The 19,334-nt window shown below is 72.3% G+C and carries 18 protein-coding genes; 15 read left to right on the top strand and 3 right to left on the bottom strand.

Annotated features, from left to right (window positions below; all coding sequences use genetic code 11):
• From D6B71_RS07305 to D6B71_RS07235, 15 genes are all read left to right on the top strand, one after another.
• The gene (locus D6B71_RS07305) at window positions 1-540 is read left to right on the top strand and encodes a flagellar hook capping FlgD N-terminal domain-containing protein (protein WP_121253518.1); all 540 of its coding nucleotides are present in this window, start codon (window positions 1-3) and stop codon (window positions 538-540) included.
• A gap of 60 nt (window positions 541-600) precedes the next feature.
• Window positions 601-1,428 carry a flagellar hook-basal body complex protein gene (locus D6B71_RS07300; RefSeq protein WP_121253516.1) on the top strand — a complete coding sequence of 276 codons (828 nt, stop codon included), beginning with the start codon at window positions 601-603 and terminating at the stop codon, window positions 1,426-1,428.
• A gap of 220 nt (window positions 1,429-1,648) precedes the next feature.
• Entirely contained in the window at window positions 1,649-1,954 is a 306-nt protein-coding gene (locus D6B71_RS07295) for a flagellar FlbD family protein (protein ID WP_121253514.1), read from the top strand.
• Window positions 1,954-2,721 carry a flagellar motor protein gene (locus D6B71_RS07290; RefSeq protein WP_121253512.1) on the top strand — a complete coding sequence of 256 codons (768 nt, stop codon included), beginning with the start codon at window positions 1,954-1,956 and terminating at the stop codon, window positions 2,719-2,721. Before D6B71_RS07295 ends, D6B71_RS07290 begins: the two co-directional genes overlap by 1 nt.
• Complete coding sequence (locus D6B71_RS07285) at window positions 2,721-3,770, top strand: OmpA/MotB family protein (protein WP_121253510.1); 1,050 nt, start codon at window positions 2,721-2,723, stop codon at window positions 3,768-3,770. Before D6B71_RS07290 ends, D6B71_RS07285 begins: the two co-directional genes overlap by 1 nt.
• Entirely contained in the window at window positions 3,767-4,210 is a 444-nt protein-coding gene (locus D6B71_RS07280) for a flagellar basal body-associated FliL family protein (protein ID WP_121253508.1), read from the top strand. The genes D6B71_RS07285 and D6B71_RS07280 overlap by 4 nt, the downstream gene beginning before the upstream one ends.
• A gap of 155 nt (window positions 4,211-4,365) precedes the next feature.
• On the top strand, window positions 4,366-5,322 hold the full coding sequence (locus tag D6B71_RS07275; RefSeq protein WP_240641195.1) for a flagellar motor switch protein FliM: 957 nt from the start codon (window positions 4,366-4,368) through the stop codon (window positions 5,320-5,322).
• Window positions 5,319-6,080 (top strand): flagellar motor switch protein FliN, encoded by a 762-nt coding sequence (fliN, locus tag D6B71_RS07270; RefSeq protein WP_121253506.1) that lies wholly within the window; start codon window positions 5,319-5,321, stop codon window positions 6,078-6,080. Before D6B71_RS07275 ends, fliN begins: the two co-directional genes overlap by 4 nt.
• 1 nt (window position 6,081) lies before the next feature.
• Window positions 6,082-6,690: a FliO/MopB family protein gene (locus D6B71_RS07265; protein WP_121253504.1), complete on the top strand. Its 609-nt coding sequence runs from the start codon at window positions 6,082-6,084 to the stop codon at window positions 6,688-6,690.
• Window positions 6,687-7,505: a flagellar type III secretion system pore protein FliP gene (gene fliP / locus D6B71_RS07260; RefSeq protein ID WP_240641194.1), complete on the top strand. Its 819-nt coding sequence runs from the start codon at window positions 6,687-6,689 to the stop codon at window positions 7,503-7,505. The genes D6B71_RS07265 and fliP overlap by 4 nt, the downstream gene beginning before the upstream one ends.
• 14 nt (window positions 7,506-7,519) lie before the next feature.
• On the top strand, window positions 7,520-7,789 hold the full coding sequence (fliQ, locus tag D6B71_RS07255; RefSeq protein WP_121253502.1) for a flagellar biosynthesis protein FliQ: 270 nt from the start codon (window positions 7,520-7,522) through the stop codon (window positions 7,787-7,789).
• 25 nt (window positions 7,790-7,814) lie between these two features.
• The gene (locus tag D6B71_RS07250) at window positions 7,815-8,576 is read left to right on the top strand and encodes a flagellar biosynthetic protein FliR (protein ID WP_121253500.1); all 762 of its coding nucleotides are present in this window, start codon (window positions 7,815-7,817) and stop codon (window positions 8,574-8,576) included.
• Window positions 8,577-8,652: 76 nt separating this feature from the next.
• Window positions 8,653-9,798, top strand: a complete 1,146-nt coding sequence (locus D6B71_RS07245; protein WP_121253498.1) for an EscU/YscU/HrcU family type III secretion system export apparatus switch protein — start codon at window positions 8,653-8,655, stop codon at window positions 9,796-9,798.
• A 138-nt stretch (window positions 9,799-9,936) separates the two neighbouring features.
• Window positions 9,937-11,973 (top strand): flagellar biosynthesis protein FlhA, encoded by a 2,037-nt coding sequence (gene flhA, locus D6B71_RS07240; protein ID WP_240641193.1) that lies wholly within the window; start codon window positions 9,937-9,939, stop codon window positions 11,971-11,973.
• A gap of 195 nt (window positions 11,974-12,168) precedes the next feature.
• On the top strand, window positions 12,169-13,935 hold the full coding sequence (locus D6B71_RS07235; RefSeq protein ID WP_121253494.1) for a thiamine pyrophosphate-binding protein: 1,767 nt from the start codon (window positions 12,169-12,171) through the stop codon (window positions 13,933-13,935).
• Between the two features lie 49 nt (window positions 13,936-13,984).
• Here the strand turns inward: D6B71_RS07235 and D6B71_RS07230 are convergent, their stop codons facing one another.
• The 3 genes from D6B71_RS07230 to D6B71_RS07220 form a co-directional block, all read right to left on the bottom strand.
• Window positions 13,985-15,121, bottom strand: a complete 1,137-nt coding sequence (locus tag D6B71_RS07230; RefSeq protein WP_121253492.1) for an RsbRD N-terminal domain-containing protein — start codon at window positions 15,119-15,121, stop codon at window positions 13,985-13,987.
• Between the two features lie 331 nt (window positions 15,122-15,452).
• Window positions 15,453-17,588 (bottom strand): ABC transporter ATP-binding protein, encoded by a 2,136-nt coding sequence (locus D6B71_RS07225; RefSeq protein ID WP_121253490.1) that lies wholly within the window; start codon window positions 17,586-17,588, stop codon window positions 15,453-15,455.
• The gene (locus tag D6B71_RS07220; protein WP_121253488.1) at window positions 17,585-19,321 is read right to left on the bottom strand and encodes an ABC transporter ATP-binding protein; all 1,737 of its coding nucleotides are present in this window, start codon (window positions 19,319-19,321) and stop codon (window positions 17,585-17,587) included. The genes D6B71_RS07225 and D6B71_RS07220 overlap by 4 nt, the downstream gene beginning before the upstream one ends.
• Window positions 19,322-19,334: the final 13 nt, after the last annotated feature.

The following is a 19,334-nucleotide window of genomic DNA, read 5'->3' as shown; positions in this document are numbered from 1 at the left end:
GTGTCCGTCACTCCCACCGAGGCCGTCACTTCGACGGTCCCCGCCGGGCTCGGGGCAGCCGTCCCGACCCAGTCAGCGGCCGAGGACAAGCAGATGTTCCTCGAGCTCATGGTCGCCCAGCTGCGCTACCAGGACCCGCTGAACCCCACCGACTCCGGTGAGTTCCTCGCCCAGTCGGCCCAGTTCACCGCGCTGGAGAAGATGCAGGCCGTAGCCGACCAGACCGCGGCGATGGTCTCCGCCCAGCTCGCCTTCGGGGCCAGCGGCCTCGTCGGCAAGCAGATCAGCTACGTCGACGCCGACGGCGCGGAGCAGAGCGGGCTGGTCAGCAGCGTGTCGTTCGGCGCTGAGGGCCCCAGCCTCGACGTCGGCGGCACCACGATCAGCCTCGGCCAGGTCGTCACCGTGGTCGGCGGCGAGGCTGCCGCCTCCCCGTCCACCGTGGCCCCGCCGGGCGACGGCACCGCCCCGGGCGACGGCACGACGCCGGACGACGGCACCGCCCCGGGCGACGGCACCACCGCGACCGCCCGCTTCTGACACCCGGCACCACCCACCCAGACTCCCGGCTCCAGGCCAGAACCCCAGGAAGGCACCACCATGCTCCGCTCACTCTTCGCCGGCATCAGCGGCCTGCGCACCAACCAGTCGATGCTCGACGTCACCGGCAACAACATCGCCAACGCCAACACGGTGGGCTTCAAGTCCAGCTCGACGGTCTTCTCGGACACGCTCAGCCAGATGCTCACCTCGGCCTCGGCCGCCGGTGACGCGGAGGGCCAGGGCGGCACCAACCCGATCCAGGTCGGCCTCGGCGTGCAGCTCGCCGCGGTCACCACCAACTTCGGCCAGGGCGCCGCGCAGACCACCGGGCGGCCGACCGACCTGATGATCCAGGGCGACGGGTTCTTCGTGGTCCGCGACGGTGAGGAGGACGTCTACACCCGCGCCGGTGCGTTCAGCTTCGACGCCAACGGCTTCCTGGTCACGCCGACCGGCAACCGGGTGCAGGGTTACGAAGGCGCGGCGACGGACGGTGGCGGCACGCTGGAGGACATCCAGCTCAACACGGACGAGTTCGTCTCCTACAGCATCGGCCCCGACGGCGTGCTCAGCGGCGTCACCCCCGAGGGCGAGAACACGCCGATCGCCACGCTCGCGATCGCGAACTTCGTCAACCCGGCCGGCCTGGAGAAGATCGGCGACACCAGCTACCGCGGCACGGTCAACTCCGGTGACGTGGAGCTCGGCGTGGCCCGCGGCGAGGGCAACGGCACCGTGCTCTCCGGCGCGGTCGAGATGTCGAACGTCGACCTCGCCGCCGAGTTCACCAACCTGATCCTTGCCCAGCGCGGCTTCCAGGCCAGCTCGCGGGTGATCACCACCTCCGACCAGGTCCTCGAAGAGCTCGTCAACATCAAGCGCTAGCAGCCGCACGCAACCTGGCCACGGTCGGACCCACGGTCCGCGCGCCGCCCCTCACCGGGCAGCGCGCGGACCGCCGTCCGCCCGGCCACCCAAGGTTTGGCGGCCCACCGTGGCGCCGCCCGATCGCCCCCAACCGCTCAGGTCCGCCGGCCGGCGGCCGAATTGATCCGTGAGCTGCCATGGACGGCGGCTCGCTCCCAGCACAAGGACGGTGCGCCCCATGATCTCCCTGACCCGACTCTCCGGTTCGGTGTTCGCGTTGAACTCCGACCTGATCGAGCGCGTCGATGCGACCCCGGACACCGTCGTGACCCTGGTGGACGGCACGAAGTACGTCGTCGTCGAGAGCCTCGAAGAGGTGATCTCAGCAGTGCGTCAGCACCGCGGCGAGATCATCGCGATCAGCACCGCGCTCGAGGCCGGCAACCTCGCCGCCGAGCGCCACCAGCGAGAACGGCCTCATCTCGGGACGGTCACCGCCCACCCGACGGCGAAGCGGAAGACCGACTCCGACCGGAGCCACTGATGGACCCGGCAACCCTGATCGGGGTCCTGCTGGCCTTCGTCATCGTCATCGTCGCCAACATCCTCGAGGGCGGCACGCCGTCCAGCATGCTGCTGTTCCCGCCGATGCTGCTGGTCTTCGGCGTCACCTTCATGGTCAGCATGGCCGGCGGCACGATCGCCGACCTGAAGGCCTCGATGAAGGCGCTCAAGCGGGCGTTCACGGCCAAGGCTGCCAGCGCTGCCGACCTGGTCCCGTCGATCGTCTCGCTGGCCGACAAGGCCCGCCGCGAGGGCCTGCTCGCCCTCGAGGACGAGCTGGACAAGATCGACGACCCGTTCCTGGTGCGCGGGGTGATCCTGGCCATCGACGGCACCGACCCCGAGGACGTGCGCGACCTGCTCGAGGCCGAGGTGCACGCCAAGCGGCTCGACGACAAGCGCGCCGCCAAGTTCTACGCCGACGCCGGCGCGTACGCACCCACGATCGGCATCATCGGCACGGTCATGGGCCTAGTCCATGTGCTGGAGAATCTCGCCGAACCCGAGAAGCTCGGCCACCTGATCGCGGCGGCGTTCCTCGCCACGCTGTGGGGTGTCGCCAGCGCGAACCTGATGTGGTTGCCGATCGCGAGCCGGCTCAAGCGGCTCAGCGAGGTCGACATCGCCCGCATGGAGCTGGCCATCGAAGGGATCGCGGCCCTCCAGGCGGGATCCAACCCGCGGATCATCGCCCAGAAGCTGACTGCACTGCTGCCGTCCGAGGAGAGACAGCAGGAGGCCGCCTGATGGCCGCCGCCAAGAAGAAGACCCCGCCCAAGGCCCGCCGCAAGCGCGCGCTGCCGCCGGAGGAGCACGACAACCACGAGCGGTGGATGGTCACCTACGCCGACATGGTGACGCTGCTGATGGTGCTGTTCATCGTCATGTTCGCGATGAGCTCGGTGGACCAGAAGAAGTACACCGCCCTGCGCAGCGGCCTCGCCGAAGGGTTCGGCCAGACCACGTCGCTGCTCAGCGGCACCTCTGCGCTCCTCGACCACGGTGGCAGCCAGCTCGACGAGAGCGCGCTCAACAGCGCCGAGCTCGCCGCGCTCTCCCCCCAGCAGAAGCTGGCCGTGAAGAGCGCGGTCGACCAGGCCGTCGCGGAGAGCGCCCAGCAGAAGCTGGAACGGATGTGGGCCGAGGCCAGCGCCGAGGTCAACCGGCTGCAGGAGATCGAGGCAGCCCTGCGCGAGACCCTGCGCAAGGCAGGGCTCGGCTCCGACGTGCGCAGCTCCATCGACGACCGCGGCCTGGTGCTGAGCCTGGTCTCCCACCAGGTGGTGTTCCAGGCGAACCTGGCCACGCTCAGCCCCCGCGGCGCCCGCGTCGTCGACACCCTGGCCCCGCACCTGCGCCGGCTCTCGGAAGAGTTGCGCATCGACGGTCACACCAACCAGGTGGCGGTGAAGCCGAAGTACTACGACACCGACTGGGACCTCTCCGCGGCCCGGGCGATCACGGTGCTGCGCCGGCTCCACGAGCTGGGCGGGGTTCCGCAGGAGCGGATGTCGGCCTCGGCGTTCGGCCGCGAGCAGCCGCTCGTCGACCCGGACCTGCCGGGGTCGCAGGAGATCAACAAGCGGGTGGACATCATCGTCGTCTCCGGCCTGTCCGCGGGCAGCCGAGCCCTGATGGACGAGGTGGTCCGGGGCGGCGACGTCGCGGACCGGCTCACCGACGACACCCGCGGTGACCGTGGCAAGAGCGGCACCGACAAGAGCACCGACCGCGACAGCGGCGCCACCGCTGGTGCGCCCCTGGACAGCGACGACGAGAGGAGGACCGGGTCATGAGCACGAAGACCGCGCCGGACGCCGACAAGAAGGGCACAGACGATGCCGAGCCGAAGTCGAAGCGCAAGAAGCTGGTGCTGGTGCTCGTCGGCGTCCTCGTGGTGGCGGCCGCGGGCTACTGGTTCTTCCTGCGGCCGGCGCCTGCGGAGGCCGAGCCGGTGCCGGGCGAGGTGATCACGCTGGAGCCGATCCAGATCAACCTGGCCGAGGGTCACTACCTCAAGGTCGGGATCGCGCTGCAGCTCACCGCCGACGCCGACGAGCTCGACGGCAGCAAGGCGCTCGACGCGACCATCGCCCTGTTCAGCGGACTGCCGCTCGACGAGGTCAGCCTGCCCAAGCAACGAGCCGAGCTCAAGGACGAGCTCGGCAGCCACCTCGAGGAGGCCTACCACGGTGACGTGATGGAGGTGTACTACACCGAGTTCGTGACCCAGTGAAAGAGCGGCGGGACCCTGCCGGCGACGGATCGCCAGCACCCGCCACCCTGCTCCTCTGACTCCCGGGACCCTCCCGGGAGGCCCGCCGCGACCCGTCGCGGCCGGAACCCCATGTTTCGGCTCAGGTGCCGATCCGCGCGGCCGATCACCCGGTCGTGCCCAGCTCGACGGCTCCCGCCACCTCGTCCCGCTCGTCCGCGTCCGGACGGGCCCGACGGCGTCCCCGCGGCGAGATCGCCGCCTACGACTTCCGGCGTCCCATCCAGCTCTCCCGCGAGCACTCGCGGATGCTGCAGCTGGCCCTGGACGGCTTCGCCAAGCAGGCGACCACCGCCTTCACGTCCTCGCTGCGCAGCGTCTGCTCGGTGTCGCTGCTGACGATCGACCAGCAGACCTACGCCGAGTACGTCGACTCGCTCGACGCCCCGACGTACATGACGATCGTCACCTCCGAGGAGCTGCACGCCCCCGGCATCGTGAACCTGCCGATGCAGGCCACGATGACGGTCGTCGACCACATGCTCGGCGGACACGGCGGCCCCGTCCAGCCGATCCGCTCGCTGACCGAGATCGAGTCGAGCGTGGTCACCGGCCTGATCGAGCGGCTGCTCGCCGACCTCGGCTACTCGATGGGCGGCATCCTCCGCCTCGACGCGAAGGTGCGCGGGGTGGAGTACAGCCCGCAGTTCGCCCAGGTGGCGGCCGCCTCCGACGTGATGGTCGTGGCCACCTTCGACCTCAAGATCGGCGCCACCGCGCACCGGATGACGCTGTGCCTGCCGTTCCCCTCCCTGCTGCCGCACCTGGTCAAGGCCGCCGCCCCCGCGCCGGTCTCCGACCACGAGCGGCTCCAGCGCGAGCGCGCCGCGGACGAGCTGCACCGCCAGTTCCACGCGGTGCCGGTCGACGTCGCCGTGCGACTGCGGCCCACCAAGGTCTCCCCCGCCACCCTCGCCGGGCTGCGCACCGGGGACGTGCTCCGGCTCGAGCACCCCTCCGCGGCCCCCCTCGAGGTGGCCGTCGACGACACCACGTTCGCCCACGCGACCCCCGGCGCCCGGGGCCCCCGACTCGCTGCCCTGATCGTGGGCACACCGAAGGAGAAGGCATGACCACGCTGCACCTCACCGAGCACGGCACCGGACTCGCCACCGCGGCCGCCACCGCCGCGGCCGCGATCCTCCCGGCCGCCGAGCCGGTCCTGCCCGCCGAGCCCGTCCCGGGCGACGCGGACAGCGTCGCCGGGTTCGCCGGCGCGGTCGTCGCCGACGTCGACGGGCTCGCCACCTCGGGCCGGGCGCGGGTCGCGCTGCTGGTCGGTCCCGAGCTGGTCGGTGCGCTGGCCGGCAGCCCGCTGGGCGGGCTCGACCTCGCCTCGGCCGTGCAGCCCACCATGGACGCGATCGCCGCCGCCCTCGGCGGGCGCTGCGGCGCCGGCCGCGAGGTGGAGCTGTCGCTGGTCGTGGCCGACCTCGGCGGCCCGTTCACGGTCGTCCCGCTGGTCGCCTCCCAGCCCGCCGCGCTGCTGCTGATCCCCGACGCCGTGCTCGGCGAGGACCTCTCCGGCCCCGCCGACTCGTTCCCCGGCCGCAGCGGCGACACCGCCCCCTCGCTCCCCGCCGAGCGCGGCATCGAGCTGCTGCACGGGGTCGACATGGAGGTCACCGTCGAGCTGGGCCGCACCCGGATGACGGTCCGCGACCTGCTCGCGCTCTCCCCCGGCGCGGTGCTCGAGCTCGACCGGGCCGCCGGCAGCCCCGCCGACCTGCTCGTCAACGGCCGGCTGATCGCCCGCGGCGAGGTCGTCGTCGTCGACGAGGACTTCGGCCTGCGGGTCACCGAGATCGTCACCGACACCTCCGGGAGCTGAGGTGCTCGAGCTCACCCTGCGGCTGGTCTTCTCGCTCGCCGCCGTCGTCGGCCTGATGCTGCTGATCGCCAAGTTCACCAGCCGCCGGTTCCGGGGCGCCCAGGGCGCCGCGGTCACCATCCTGCACCGCCAGTCGCTCACCCGCTCCTCGTCGGTGTCGCTGGTCACGGTCGGTGAGCGGGTGCTGCTGCTCGGCGTGACCGAGCACCAGGTCTCGCTGCTCACCGAGGTCGACCCGCTGGAGCTGCCCGAGACCCTGCCCGGCCTGGCCGACGGCACCGCGGACGAGCTGGTCATCGAGGCGGAGGCCGCACCCGAGCTCAGTGCCCCGATCCGGCCGCACCTGGTGCCGGAGCCGAAGGCCCTCACCGAGCCGGTGTCCACCGGCGACGTCGTCGCCGACCTGATCGCCGCCCGCGCCGCCGCTGCCGAACCCCAGCCCGAGGCGCGGCCGGTCCGCGCGGTCGAGGCGCTCGCCGCCGACGAGGCCGTCGCGCCCTCCGTCGAGCGCGTTACCGCCGCCCCCGCCCAGGGAGCGCTCGCCGGCTCCGTGCTCAGCGTCCAGACCTGGCGGCAGGCCTTCGCCGCCGCCACCCGGCGCGCCTCGTGAGCGCCCACGAGCCGTCGACCGCCCGCACCCGGCTGCGGCGGGTCGGGCTGCTGGCGCTCGTGACCGCCGCGATGTTCCTCGGCGTCGGCGGCTTCGCCCCGGCGTACGCCGACCCGACCGGGCCGCGCGGACCGAACGGTCCCAGTGGCGGCACCGGGGTGACCGTCGACCTCGACGGCCTGACCGAGAACCCCAGCAACTCGGTGGTCGCGCTGATCGGGCTGACCCTGATCTCGCTGCTGCCGGCGATCCTGCTGACCTGCACCAGCTTCACCAAGATCCTGGTCGTGCTGGGCCTGACCCGCAACGCGCTCGGTCTCAACCAGACGCCCCCGACCCAGGTGCTGACCGGCCTGGCGCTGTTCCTGAGCCTGTTCATCATGGGCCCGGTGCTCTCCGACATCAACGACGCCGGAGTGCAGCCCTACATGGACGGCAAGGTGTCGGCGTCCCAGGCCTACGACCGCGGCGTCGAGCCGCTGCGCGACTTCATGCTCGAGCAGACCGGCGACGACGAGCTGCGACTGCTCACCAACGTCGCCGACCGCGACCTGCCCGAGGACAAGGCCGACGTCGCCATGTCGACGCTGGTGCCCGCGTTCGTGCTCAGCGAGCTGAAGCAGGCCTTCATCATCGGCTTCATCATCTTCATCCCGTTCCTGGTCATCGACATCGTCGTGGCCGGCGCGCTGATGGCGCTGGGCATGATGATGATGCCGCCGGTCATGGTGTCGCTGCCGTTCAAGCTGCTGCTGTTCGTGCTGGTCGACGGCTGGGCCCTCATCATCACCGCGCTCGTCTCGAGCTACGGATAACCGGGGAGGCCGACATGACCGACACCGTCGTCATCGAGCTCGCGATGCGCACCATGGTGGTGGCGCTGAAGCTCTCCGCGCCGATCCTGCTCACCTCGCTGGTGATCGGGTTCACGATCTCGCTGTTCCAGTCGATGACCCAGATCCAGGAGTTCACGCTGGCGTTCGTGCCGAAGCTGGTCGGCGTGGGCGTCGCCCTGCTGATCAGCGGCAACTGGATGCTGCACACGCTGGTCGCCTTCACCCACGACCTGTTCGACTCGCTGCCCTCGATGCTCAACTGAGCCGGGCGCTCCCCCACACACTGCCATGACCCTCACCGTCGCCGGCGAGCCGCTGCTCGCCTACCTGCTGGCCTCGCTGCGCATCGTGTCGTGGCTGCTGGTGGTGCCGCCGTTCACCGGCCGCACGGTGCCGACGATGGCCAAGGTGGTGCTGGCGCTCGGTCTCGCGTTCGCCGTGGTGCCGTCCGGCGACAGCATCCCCACCGGCACCGGGGCACTGCTGCTCAACGCCGGCACCCAGGTGCTGGTGGGCCTGCTGCTGGGCTTCGTGACCTACCTGATGTTCTCGGCGGTGGCGGTGGCGGGCAGCCTGATCGACCTGTTCGGCGGGTTCGCGCTCGCCCAGGCCTTCGACCCGCTGTCGATGAGCCAGAACAGCATCTTCGGCAAGTTCCACCAGCTGCTGGCCACCACCCTGCTGTTCGTCAGCGGCGCACACCTGCTCGTCATCGGCGGGCTGCTGCGCACCTTCCACTTCCTGCCGCTGGGCACCTCGCCGGAGTTCGCCGGCGCCTCCGACATCCTGATCACCGCGTTCGGGCTCTTCTTCACCACCGCGGTGCAGATCGCCCTCCCGATGATCGCGGTGCTCTTCGTCGCCGACCTCGCGCTCGCGCTGCTGACCAAGGTCGCCCCGCAGCTGAACGCGATCACGGTGATGTTCCCGGTCAAGATCGGCCTCACCCTGCTGCTGCTCGGCCTCTCCTTCCCGGTGCTCCCGGGAGCGGTGGAGCGGCTCGCCGAGCTGGCCAACGAGGCGATGGCCGCCCTGGTGGGTGCCGGATGAGCACCACGACCCCCATCACGAGCCACCCCGTCACGAACCACCCCGTCACGAGCCAGCCCGGATCGGGGGTGAGGGCGTGAGCGAGGAGAAGACAGAGAAACCCACTCCGAAGAAGCGCAAGGAGAACCGCAAGGAGGGGCAGGTCCCGCGCACCCAGGAGATCGGCTCCTGGTCGGCGATGCTGCTCTTCGCACTCGCCCTGCCGACCCTGGCCAGCCACGAGCTGGACGCCCAGCGCACGCTGATGGCCCGCACGCTCAGCTCCGTGCAGAACCCGACCGTCCCGGTCGCCCTGGAGCTGCTGGGCGAGGGGCTGATGCACGTGCTGTGGACACTGGTCCTGCTCGGCCTCGGCGTGATGCTGCTCGGCGTCGCCGGCGCTCTCTCCCAGGGCGGCTTCTACCTGGCCACCAAGTCGCTGAAGCCCAAGCTCGCCAAGCTGGACCCGATCAAGGGCGCCAAGCGGATCTTCGGGCTGCAGGCGATGTGGGAGGGCGCCAAGATGCTGCTGAAGGTGTCGGTGGTGGCGTGGATGGGCTTCCTCGCGGTCAAGGGCCTGATGCCGCTGCTCGGCGGCCTGGTGCCGATGGACACCGTCCTGGGCGCCGTCACCGACGACGTCCTCCGGCTGCTGCGCAACGCGGGCATCGCCGGGGTGGTGATGGGCCTGGCCGACTATGCGTTCCAGCGCCGCAAGGTCGGCAAGCAGACCCGGATGACCAAGGACGAGGTCAAGCGCGAGCACAAGCAGAGCGAGGGCGACCCGCTGCTGAAGGGTGCGATCCGCTCACGCCAGCTCGCGGCCTCCCGCAACCGGATGATCGCCGACGTCGCCACCGCCGACGTGGTGCTGGTCAACCCCACCCACGTGGCGATCGCCCTGGTCTACGAGCCCGAGCGCGGCGCTCCCCGGGTGGTCGCCCGCGGCGCCGGCGCGATCGCGCTGCGCATCCGCGAGGCCGCCACCGAGGCCCGGGTGCCGCTCGTGCGCGACGTGCCGCTCGCCCGCGCGCTCTACACCTCCACCCGGGTCGGGCAGGAGATCCCCGCCGAGCTGTACGCCGCGGTCGCCACGGTGCTGGCCTTCGTCATCGGCCGGCGCAAGCTGGGCTCGCACGGCGGCGAGCACCGCACCCCGCGCAAGACCGAGGCGCTGCCGGAGGTGCTGCCCGCAGGTCGGCGCCGGCCGAAACCCTCAGCCTCCGCCACCGCCGGCCGATAGGGACAGCGGTCGGCACCAGGACGGCGTCGCACGTGCCATGGACGGCATCGAGGAGGGACCGCGTCAGCGGCCCCGCACACCCGGAAGGCCTCCATGCCCCCCGCTATGCCCAGCTCCACCGCTTCGCCGCTGAAGCGAATGACCCAGCTCGCGGTGCCGATCGGCATCGTCGGCATCGTCGTGATGCTGGTCGTGCCGCTGCCCCCGGCGTTCCTCGACCTGCTGATCACGGTCAACATCACCGGCGCGCTGCTGATCCTGCTGACCGCGATGTTCATCCACCGGCCGCTCGACTTCGCCGCGTTCCCCGCGGTGATCCTGGTGATGACCCTGTTCCGGCTGGCGCTCAACGTCAGCACCACCCGTCTGGTGCTGCTCGACGGCTACGCCGGCAAGGTCGTGGAGACCTTCGGCACCTTCGTGGTCGGCGGCTCGCTGGTCGTCGGGCTGATCGTGTTCACGATCCTGCTGATCATCCAGTTCGTGGTCATCACCAACGGTGCCGGCCGGGTCGCCGAGGTCGGCGCCCGGTTCACCCTCGACGCGATGCCCGGCAAGCAGATGGCGATCGACGCCGACCTCAACTCCGGGCTGATCGACGAGGAGGAGGCCCGCCGGCGCCGCAGCGAGGTGCACGCCGAGGCCGACTTCTACGGCGCGATGGACGGCGCCTCGAAGTTCGTCAAGGGCGACGCGATCGCCGGCGTCATCATCACGCTGGTCAACCTGCTCGGCGGGTTCGCCATCGGCGTCGCCCAGATGGGGATGCCGATGGGCGAGGCCGTGCAGACCTACAGCCTGCTCTCGGTCGGCGACGGCCTGGTCTCCCAGATCCCGGCCCTGCTGCTCTCGGTGGCCACCGGCCTGGTCGTCACCCGCTCCACCGGCAACGACGACATGGGCAGCGACATCGTCCGCCAGCTCACCAGCCAGCGCCTCCCCATGCGGATCGCCGGCGGCGCCGCCCTGTTCCTGTGCCTGATCCCCGGCCTCCCCAAGCTGCCGTTCATCGCCGCCGGCGGGCTGCTCCTGATCGCCTCCTCCCGGGTCCGCGACGACGCGGCCGACGCGATCGAGGAGCAGGACCGCGTCGACCGCGCGCTCGCCGCCGCGCCCACCGATACCCCCGAGCAGCTGGCCGCCGAGGTGCAGGTCAACCCCCTCGGCCTCGAGCTGGCGGCCGACCTGATCGACCTGGTCGACTCCAGCGCGGGCGGCGACCTGCTCGACCGGGTCAAGGCGCTGCGCCGCAAGATCGCGGGCGACCTGGGCATCGTCATCCCGCCGGTGCGCACCCGCGACAACATCGACCTGCCCTCCCAGACCTATGCGATCACGCTGTTCGGCATCGAGGTCGCCCGCGGCGAGGCGCCCCCCGGCACCGTGCTGGCGATCGGCGACTTCCTGGGCTCGCTGCCCGGCACCGCCACCCGCGAGCCGGTCTTCGGCCTCGAGGCGAAGTGGATCCCCAGCGAGATGCGCAGCCAGGCCGAGCTCAGCGGCGCGACCGTCGTCGACCGGGCCTCGGTGCTGACCACCCACCTCGCCGAGGTGGTCACCCAGCACGCCGCCCGGCTGCTCGGCCGCGAGGACGTGCGGATGCTCACCGAGGTGGTCAAGCGCACGAACCCGGTGGTCGTCGAGGAGCTCACCCCGGCCCAGCTCAGCCTGGGCGAGGTGCAGCTGGTGCTGCAGGCACTGCTCGACGAGGGGGTCGCGATCCGCGACCTGGTGCGGATCTTCGAGGCCCTCTCGCTGAAGGCGCCGCGCACCAAGGAGCCCGACGCGCTCGTCGAGGCGGCCCGCACCGCGCTCGGCCCGGCCATCGCCGCGCCGTACCTGGTCGACGGCACGCTGCACGTGATGACCTTCGACCCGCAGCTCGAGCAGCGGCTGCTCGAGACCATGCGGGCCGGCGACCACGGCCCGATGATCGCCATCGACCCCGACACCGGCGGCGCGATGATCACCGAGCTGCTGCAGCAGGCCACCGAGATGGAGAACCGCAACCTGCGCCCGGTGCTGGTCTGCGCGCCGCAGGTGCGGGCAGCGGTACGCCGGCTGGTCGGCCCCACCGTCCCGCGCCTGGCGGTGATGTCCTACCAGGAGCTCGGCGGCGCCGCCCGCATCCAGTCCGAGGCCGTCATCACCGCCCCCACCCCCGCCCTCACCTGACGTTCCCCCGCCGACCCGGCGCTCGTGCAGGTCGTACGCCGCTCAGTCGGCGCTGCTGCCGGCGCCGGGTCGCCAAAGAGGGCGTAGGCGTCGCAGTTGTGCCTCAGCACAGTTCAGCCGCGCATCGAGGGCTGCCGCACAGAGGTCGCACCCGCATCTCTCGCTAGCGTCTGGGCTCTACCACAAGGAGTCGAGATGGGCGCGAACCTCACCGGCGGGCAGCTGATCGCGAAGGCGCTGGCCGCCGAAGGCGTCACGGACGTCTTCGGCATCATCGACGGCACCTACTTCGGGCTCTACCGGGCGCTCGCCGGCGAGGGGATCACCCTGCACTCGCCCCGCCACGAGAGCTCCGCGGCCCACATGGCCGGCGCCTACGCGCGACTGACCGGCCGGCTCGGCGTCTGCATCGCCTCCAACGGACCCGGCGTCGCCAACGTGCTGCCCGGTGTGGCCGTCGAGCAGGGTGAGGGCAACCGGGTGCTGCTCATCACCAGCTGCCGGCGCCTCGGGATCACCCACCCGGACCGCGGCGGCGCCTACCAGAGCTTCGACCAGACCGCCGTCACCGCTCCGATGACCCGCTGGTCGGGACGGGTGCCGAGCGCGGACCGGCTGCCCGAGCTGCTGCGCCGGGCGCTGCGGGCCTGCTTCACCGGCCGACCCGGCGTCGTGCACCTCGACGTCCCCGAGAACCTGGTCAACCAGGCCACCGGCCTGGGCCCCGACGCAGTCCGAGCGCCGGCCTCCTACCGCCGGACCACGCCGGTGGCGCCGGACGCGGGGCTCGTCGACCGGGCCGCGCAACTGCTGGTGGCGGCCGAGCAGCCACTGATCCACGTCGGCTCCGGGGTGTTGCACGCCGGCGCCGAGGACGAGCTCGCCCGCCTCGCGGCCCTGCTCGGCGCCCCGGTCACCACCAGCTGGGCCGCGCGCGGCGCACTGCCCGAGCAACGGCTCGAGGCGATCCCGATGACCGCGCTCGACCTCAACGACGAGGTCCGCAACGCGGCCGACGTCGTCCTGGTCGTCGGCAGCCGGCTGGGCGAGACCGACTGGTGGGGCAAGGCCCCGAACTGGGCACCCCCGCACCGGCAGCAGACCATCCAGATCGACGTCGACGACGACCACCTGGGCGTCAACAAGCCGCTGACGCTCGCCCTGCTCGCCGACGCCCGCGCGGGGCTGCGCGAGCTGGCCGACGCCGTGGAGCGGCGCGGGGTGCCGGCGCTGGCGCGGCGTACCGCCCGACTGAAGAGCTGGCGGTCCGCCTGGCGCAAGGAGCGGGTCCGGCTCGACAAGGCGCTGACCCGGCCGAGCCGCCACGTCCCGCCGGCGCTGGTGCCGAGCACCGCGCAGCAGGTGATGCCGCGAGACACCGTCTGGGTCTTCGACGGCGGCAACACCGTGGTCTGGTCGAACTTCTTCCACACCGCGACCATGCCGCGCTCCCTGCTGTCGACCTTCAAGTTCGGCATGCTCGGAGCCGGCATGGGCCAGTCGCTCGGCGCCGCCATCGGCACCGGGCGGCCGGTGTGCGTGCTGATCGGCGACGGAGCCTTCGGGATGCACCCCGGCGAGGTCGAGACCGCCGTGCGGCTCGGGCTGCCGATCGTCTTCGTGGTGCTGGTCGACGGCCAGTGGGGCATGGTCAAGATGAGCCAGCAGATCGCGGCGCACCCGGTCGCGACCGTGGCCCGCAAGGTGCTGACCGGGTCCAACCTGCCCGCCGACCGGGTCGTGTTCAGCGACTTCTCCCCGTGCCGCTACGACCTCGTGGGCGAGGGGCTCGGCGCCCACGGGGAGCGGGTCACCGACGCGACCCAGCTGCGCGGCGCCCTCGAGCGGGCCCGCGACTGCGGTCGGGCCGCCGTCGTCCAGGTGGAGGTCGACCCGGTCGCCCACCTGTGGGCCCCCGCGCTGAAGTCGTTCAAGCAGATGCACCAGGAGCCGGCCGGCTGATCGCCCGCGCAGCGGGCCAGGTTCGGCTCGAGGGCCGCTCAAGGGCAGCTCAGGGCTCGGTCAGCCAGCTGTGGCACAGCCACCAGGCGTCGACCGCGCCGAAGCAGCTCCACGGATCGACGCCGGTGACGTCGGCGAACCGTTGCACCCGGTTGCGGACGGTGTTCGGGTGCACGAACAGCTCGCGCGCGACGGCGCGCACGTCGCGGTCGTGCTCCACCCACGCCCGCACCGTGCGCGCGACCTCGTCCACACTGCCCGCCAGCTCCGTCCGGGACCCATGGTGGCGGGCGGCCAGGACCAGCCCGAGGTCGCCGTTGCGACCGAGCGCGGCGAGGGTCGGCAGGTCCGACACGTGGTGGCAACCCTCCCTGCGGGCGATCTCGACCGCTCCGAGCGCGGCCACCGCCTGGTCGCGCAGCACGTGCAGCTCCTCCGGCTCGGCCGGACCGGCGAGACCGATCCGCACGGCGGTCGAGCGCGACGCCGCGGGGAGCCTCGCGGCGACCGCCACCAGCAGCGCGTCCACGCGTCCCAGGAGTACGCCGCGTCCGCGCACGGCCGCCTCGAACGCCGCCACGGTCGCCGCGTCACCGGGCCGGGCCACCGCCACCAGCAGCGGCGTGGTCTCCCGGTGACCGGCCTCGACCGCCGCCAGGGCGGCGGCCGTGCCCCCGGCCAGGAGCCGCCGCAGCAGCGCCACGTCTCGGTCGCCTCGGCGCGGTGCCTGCTCCGCGGTGGCCCGGCGATGGGCGCCGACCAGGCGCGTGCGCACCACCTCGGCCCAGTCGTCGTACAGCTCACGCGCCTCGAGGAGCTGGACCGCGGTGACCTCCTCCAGCGGGGCGAGCTCGCGGGCCCGGCTCCAGATCGAGCGAGACGCCAGGTGCACCGCCGACAGCACCGCCTCCACAGGCACTCCCTGGCCGGCTCGGGTGACGGCCAGCTCCTCGACGAACGCCAGCTCGGCCTCGGTGGGGGCGCGCCGTTCCGCGACCGCCCGCGCGGCGGCGATCAGCAGCGCCCGGGTGTGGCCCGCCACGTCCGCGGGCGCGAGCGGGGTGATGTCGCGGACCGCGGTGCGCACCCCCGCCACCAGCGACTCGACCAGATGCTCGTCGTCGACGACCCGCTCGACCAGGCGCGCGACCGACTGCCAGGGGACCCCGCCCGAGAGCGCGCTCACCCCCGGTCCGCCCTGTCTCCGCCGCCCATCGACTCCCCTCTCCGCATCGCCGCGCAGTGCGATGTCACCGGCACCGCACGCCGGACCCCAGCATGCCGGGTGAGCCGGGCGGGCGCGCGGACGCGACGCCAGTGGCGACCCGACCCCGCCGACCCGGCGCTACCGCAGATCTGCACCCACGCCGGCTGGGCGTCCCCATGCCTGCACAAGCGCCGACTCGACGTCCCCACACCTGCACCCGCCGGGTTGCCACGCAACCAGAGGCCAACGCCACCGCACCATGGCCCGACCGTGCCCGCCCGACCGCCCGCCCGGGCCGGCCCTGGGGCCGTCAGGCGACGGCGGCCTCGAACTGCGAGCGGTAGAGCCGGGCGTAGGCACCGTCGGCGGCCAGCAGCTCGTCGTGGCTGCCCTGCTCGACGATGCGGCCCGACTCCATCACCAGGATCAGGTCGGCGTCGCGGATCGTGCTGAGCCGGTGCGCGATCACGAACGAGGTGCGGTCGGTACGCAGTGCGGCCATCGCGTGCTGGAGCAGCAGCTCGGTGCGGGTGTCGACCGAGCTGGTGGCCTCGTCGAGGATCAGCAGCGCCGGGTCGGCGAGGAACGCGCGGGCGATCGTGATCAGCTGCCGCTCCCCCGCGCTCAGGTTGCCGCCCTCCTCGTCGACCACCGTGTCGTAGCCGTCGGGCAGCGCGTGCACGAACCGGTCGACGAACGTGGCGCGCGCCGCGGCGAGCACCTCCTCCTCGGTCGCCTCCGGCCGGCCGTAGGCGATGTTCTCGCGGATCGACCCCTCGAACAGCCAGGTGTCCTGCAGCACCATGCCGATCTGCGAGCGCAGCTCCGCGCGCGGCACGGCGGTCACGTCGACACCGTCGAGGGTGATCCGTCCGGCGTCGAGCTCGTAGAAGCGCATCACCAGGTTCACCAGCGTGGTCTTGCCCGCCCCCGTCGGCCCGACGATCGCGACCGTGTGGCCCGGCCGGGCGACCAGCGAGAGGTCCTCGATCAGCGGCTCGTCGGCGGCGTACCGGAACGACACGTGCTCGAGCCGGACCTCGCCGCGCCGCGACGGCGGCGCCGCGGCCGGGGCCGGGTCGGGCGCCTCCTCCTCGGCGTCGAGCAGCTCGAAGACCCGCTCGGCCGACGCCACCCCCGACTGCAGCAGGTTCATCATCGACGCGACCGCGGTCAGCGGCTGGGTGAACTGGCGGGTGTACTGGATGAACGCCTGCACCTCGCCGAGGCTCAGCGAGCCGTGCGCCACCCGCAGGCCGCCGACCACCGCGATCACCACGTAGTTGAGGTTCCCGACGAACATCATCAGCGGCATGATCAGCCCGCTGACGAACTGGGCGCGGTACGACGCCTCGTACAGCTCGTCGTTCTGCTCGGCGAAGGCCCGCTCCACCTCCTGACGGCGGCCGAACACCGTGACCAGCGCGTGGCCGGAGAAGGTCTCCTCGATGTGGCCGTTCAGCGCGCCGGTGCGCCGCCACTGGGCGATGAACTGGCCCTGCGAGCGGCGCATCACCAACGCGGTCAGCACCATCGAGACCGGCACCGAGACCAACGCGATCAGCGCCAGCAGCGGCGAGATCCAGAACATCATCGAGATCACCGCGACCACGGTCAGCAGCGAGGTGAGCAGCTGGCTCATCGTCTGCTGGAGCGTCTGCGCGACGTTGTCGATGTCGTTGGTGACCCGGCTGAGCAGCTCGCCGCGGGGCTGGCGGTCGAAGTAGGGCAGCGGCATCCGGTGCACCTTCTCCTCGACGTCGGAGCGCATCCGGCGCACGGCGCTCTGGACGACGTCGTTGAGCAGGTAGCCCTGCAGCCAGGCCAGCAGCGCCGCGGCGGCGTACACCCCCAGCACCAGCAGCAGCACCCGTCCGACCGCGTCGAAGTCGACGCCCACGCCGGGCACCACGTCCATGCCGCGGAGCATGTCGGCGAGCCGCTCCTCGCCGCGCGACTCGAGCCCCGCGACCGCCTGCTCCTTGGTGGTGCCCGCCGGCAGCTGCTCGCCGAGCTGGCGGCCGAACAGCCCCTCGAACACCAGGTCGGTCGCGTGCCCGAGCAGCCGCGGGCCGTAGGCGGTGAGGGTGACGCTGACGATCGCGAGCAGCACCACCGCGATCGCCTTGCCCCGCTCGGGCGCCAGCCGGCGCACCAGGCGGCGGGCCGAGGGGCCGAAGGTCATCGCCTTCTGGCCGACCATCCGGCTGCCCATCGGGCCGTGGCCCGGGCCGGGACCGGCCTGGATCCGCTCGGTCTCCTTCAAGGTGCCGGGGGCACCCGGGGCCGCGGGCGCCGCACCGGTCGGCGGCCCGGCCGGCGCGTCGGGCGCCGCCCCGGGGGTGGGCGGCACGGGGACCGGCGGGTCGGCGGGCGCGGTCTCGCCTGCTGCCGGCTCGCGCCGGAGGCGGGCGCGCAGCGAGCGGTCGCGCGGGGGGTGACTCATGCCGCCTCCTCCGCGCTCAGCTGCGAGGCGACGATCTCCTGGTACGTCGGGTTGTCGGCGAGCAGCTCGGCGTGCGTGCCGCGTCCCACGACCACGCCGCCCTCGAGCACGAGGATCAGGTCGGCGTCGCGGATGGTCGAGACCCGCTGCGCCACGATCAGCACCGTCGACTGCCTGGTCTCGGGGCGCAGTGCCGCGCGGAGCCGGGCGTCGGTGGCGAGGTCGAGCGCCGAGAACGCGTCGTCGAACAGGTAGATCTCGGGGCGGCGTACCAGCGCCCGGGCGATCGCGAGCCGTTGCCGCTGGCCACCGGAGACGTTGGTGCCGCCCTGGGTGATCGGCGCGTCGAGGCCGCCGGGCATCCGCTCGACGAAGTCGCGCGCCTGGGCGACCTCGAGGGCGTGCCAGAGCTCCTCGTCGGTCGCGTCACGGCGGCCGTGGCGCAGGTTCTCGGCGACGGTGCCGGTGAACAGGAACGCGCGCTGGGGCACGAGACCGATCCGCGCCCACAGCAGCTCGGGGTCGAGCCGGCGCACGTCGACGCCGTCGACCAGGACCGCTCCGGAGGTCGCGTCGAAGAGCCGCGGCACGAGGTTCAACAGCGTGGTCTTGCCGGCGCCGGTCGAGCCGATGACCGCGACGGTCTGGCCGGGCCCGGCACTGAGGCTGACCCCGTCGAGCACGGGGTGCTCGGCCCCCGGATAGGTGAAGCCGACCGCGTCGAGCTCGAGGTGCCCGTGCAGGTCGACGTCGCGCACCGGGTCGGCGGGCGGCACCACGGTGGAGCGGGTGTCGAGCACCTCGGCGACCCGGTCGGCGCACACCGCGGAGCGGGGCACCATCATCAGCATGAACGTGCCCATCATCACCGACATCAGGATCTGCATCAGGTAGGCCAGGAACGCGGTCAGGGCCCCGACCTCCATGCTGCCGTCGTCGACCCGGTGGCCGCCGAACCAGATCACCGCGACGCTGGAGACGTTCACGACCAGCATCACCAGCGGGAACATCGTGGCCATCCAGCGGCCGGCGCGCACGGACACCTCGGTCAGTCCGTCGTTGGCGCGGGCGAACCGGGCGGTCTCCTGCGGCTCGCGCACGAACGCGCGCACCACACGGATGCCGGCGAGCTGCTCGCGCAGCACCCGGTTCACCTCGTCGAGGCGCTCCTGGACCAGCCGGAAGCTCGGCACCATCTGGGAGACGACGAGCCCGACGGCGAGGAACAGTGCGGGCACCACGACCGCCAGCAGCCAGGAGAGGCCGAGGTCCTCCCGCATCGCCATCAGCACCCCGCCGACCATCATGATCGGGACGCTGACCGCCATCGTGCAGGTCATCAGCGCCAGCATCTGCAGCTGCTGGACGTCGTTGGTGGTGCGGGTGATCAGCGAGGGGGCGCCGAACTGGGCCACCTCGCGCGCGGAGAACGAGCCGACCCGGTGGAAGACGGCGGCGCGCAGGTCGCGGCCGAACCCCATCGCGCTGCGCGAGGAGAACCAGACCGCGGTGATCGAGCAGGCGATCTGGACGAGCGACACGGTGAGCATCACCGCGCCGGTGCGCACGATGTAGCCGGTGTCGCCCTTGGCCACCCCCTCGTCGATGATGTCGGCGTTGAGGCTGGGCAGATAGAGCATCGCCACCGTCGAGACGAACTGGAGCACGACCACCGCGGCCAGGGGTCGACGATAAGGCCGCACCAGGTTCTCGCGGAACAGGCGGAGCAGCACCTCGGGCCTCCTG

Origin of the sequence: Nocardioides ferulae, assembly GCF_003660455.1 — a bacterium.
In the GTDB taxonomy this organism is placed as follows: Bacteria; Actinomycetota; Actinomycetes; order Propionibacteriales; family Nocardioidaceae; genus Nocardioides; species Nocardioides ferulae.
Note: the sequence above shows the minus strand (reverse complement) of the source record. Positions and strands in the feature narration are given on the sequence as shown.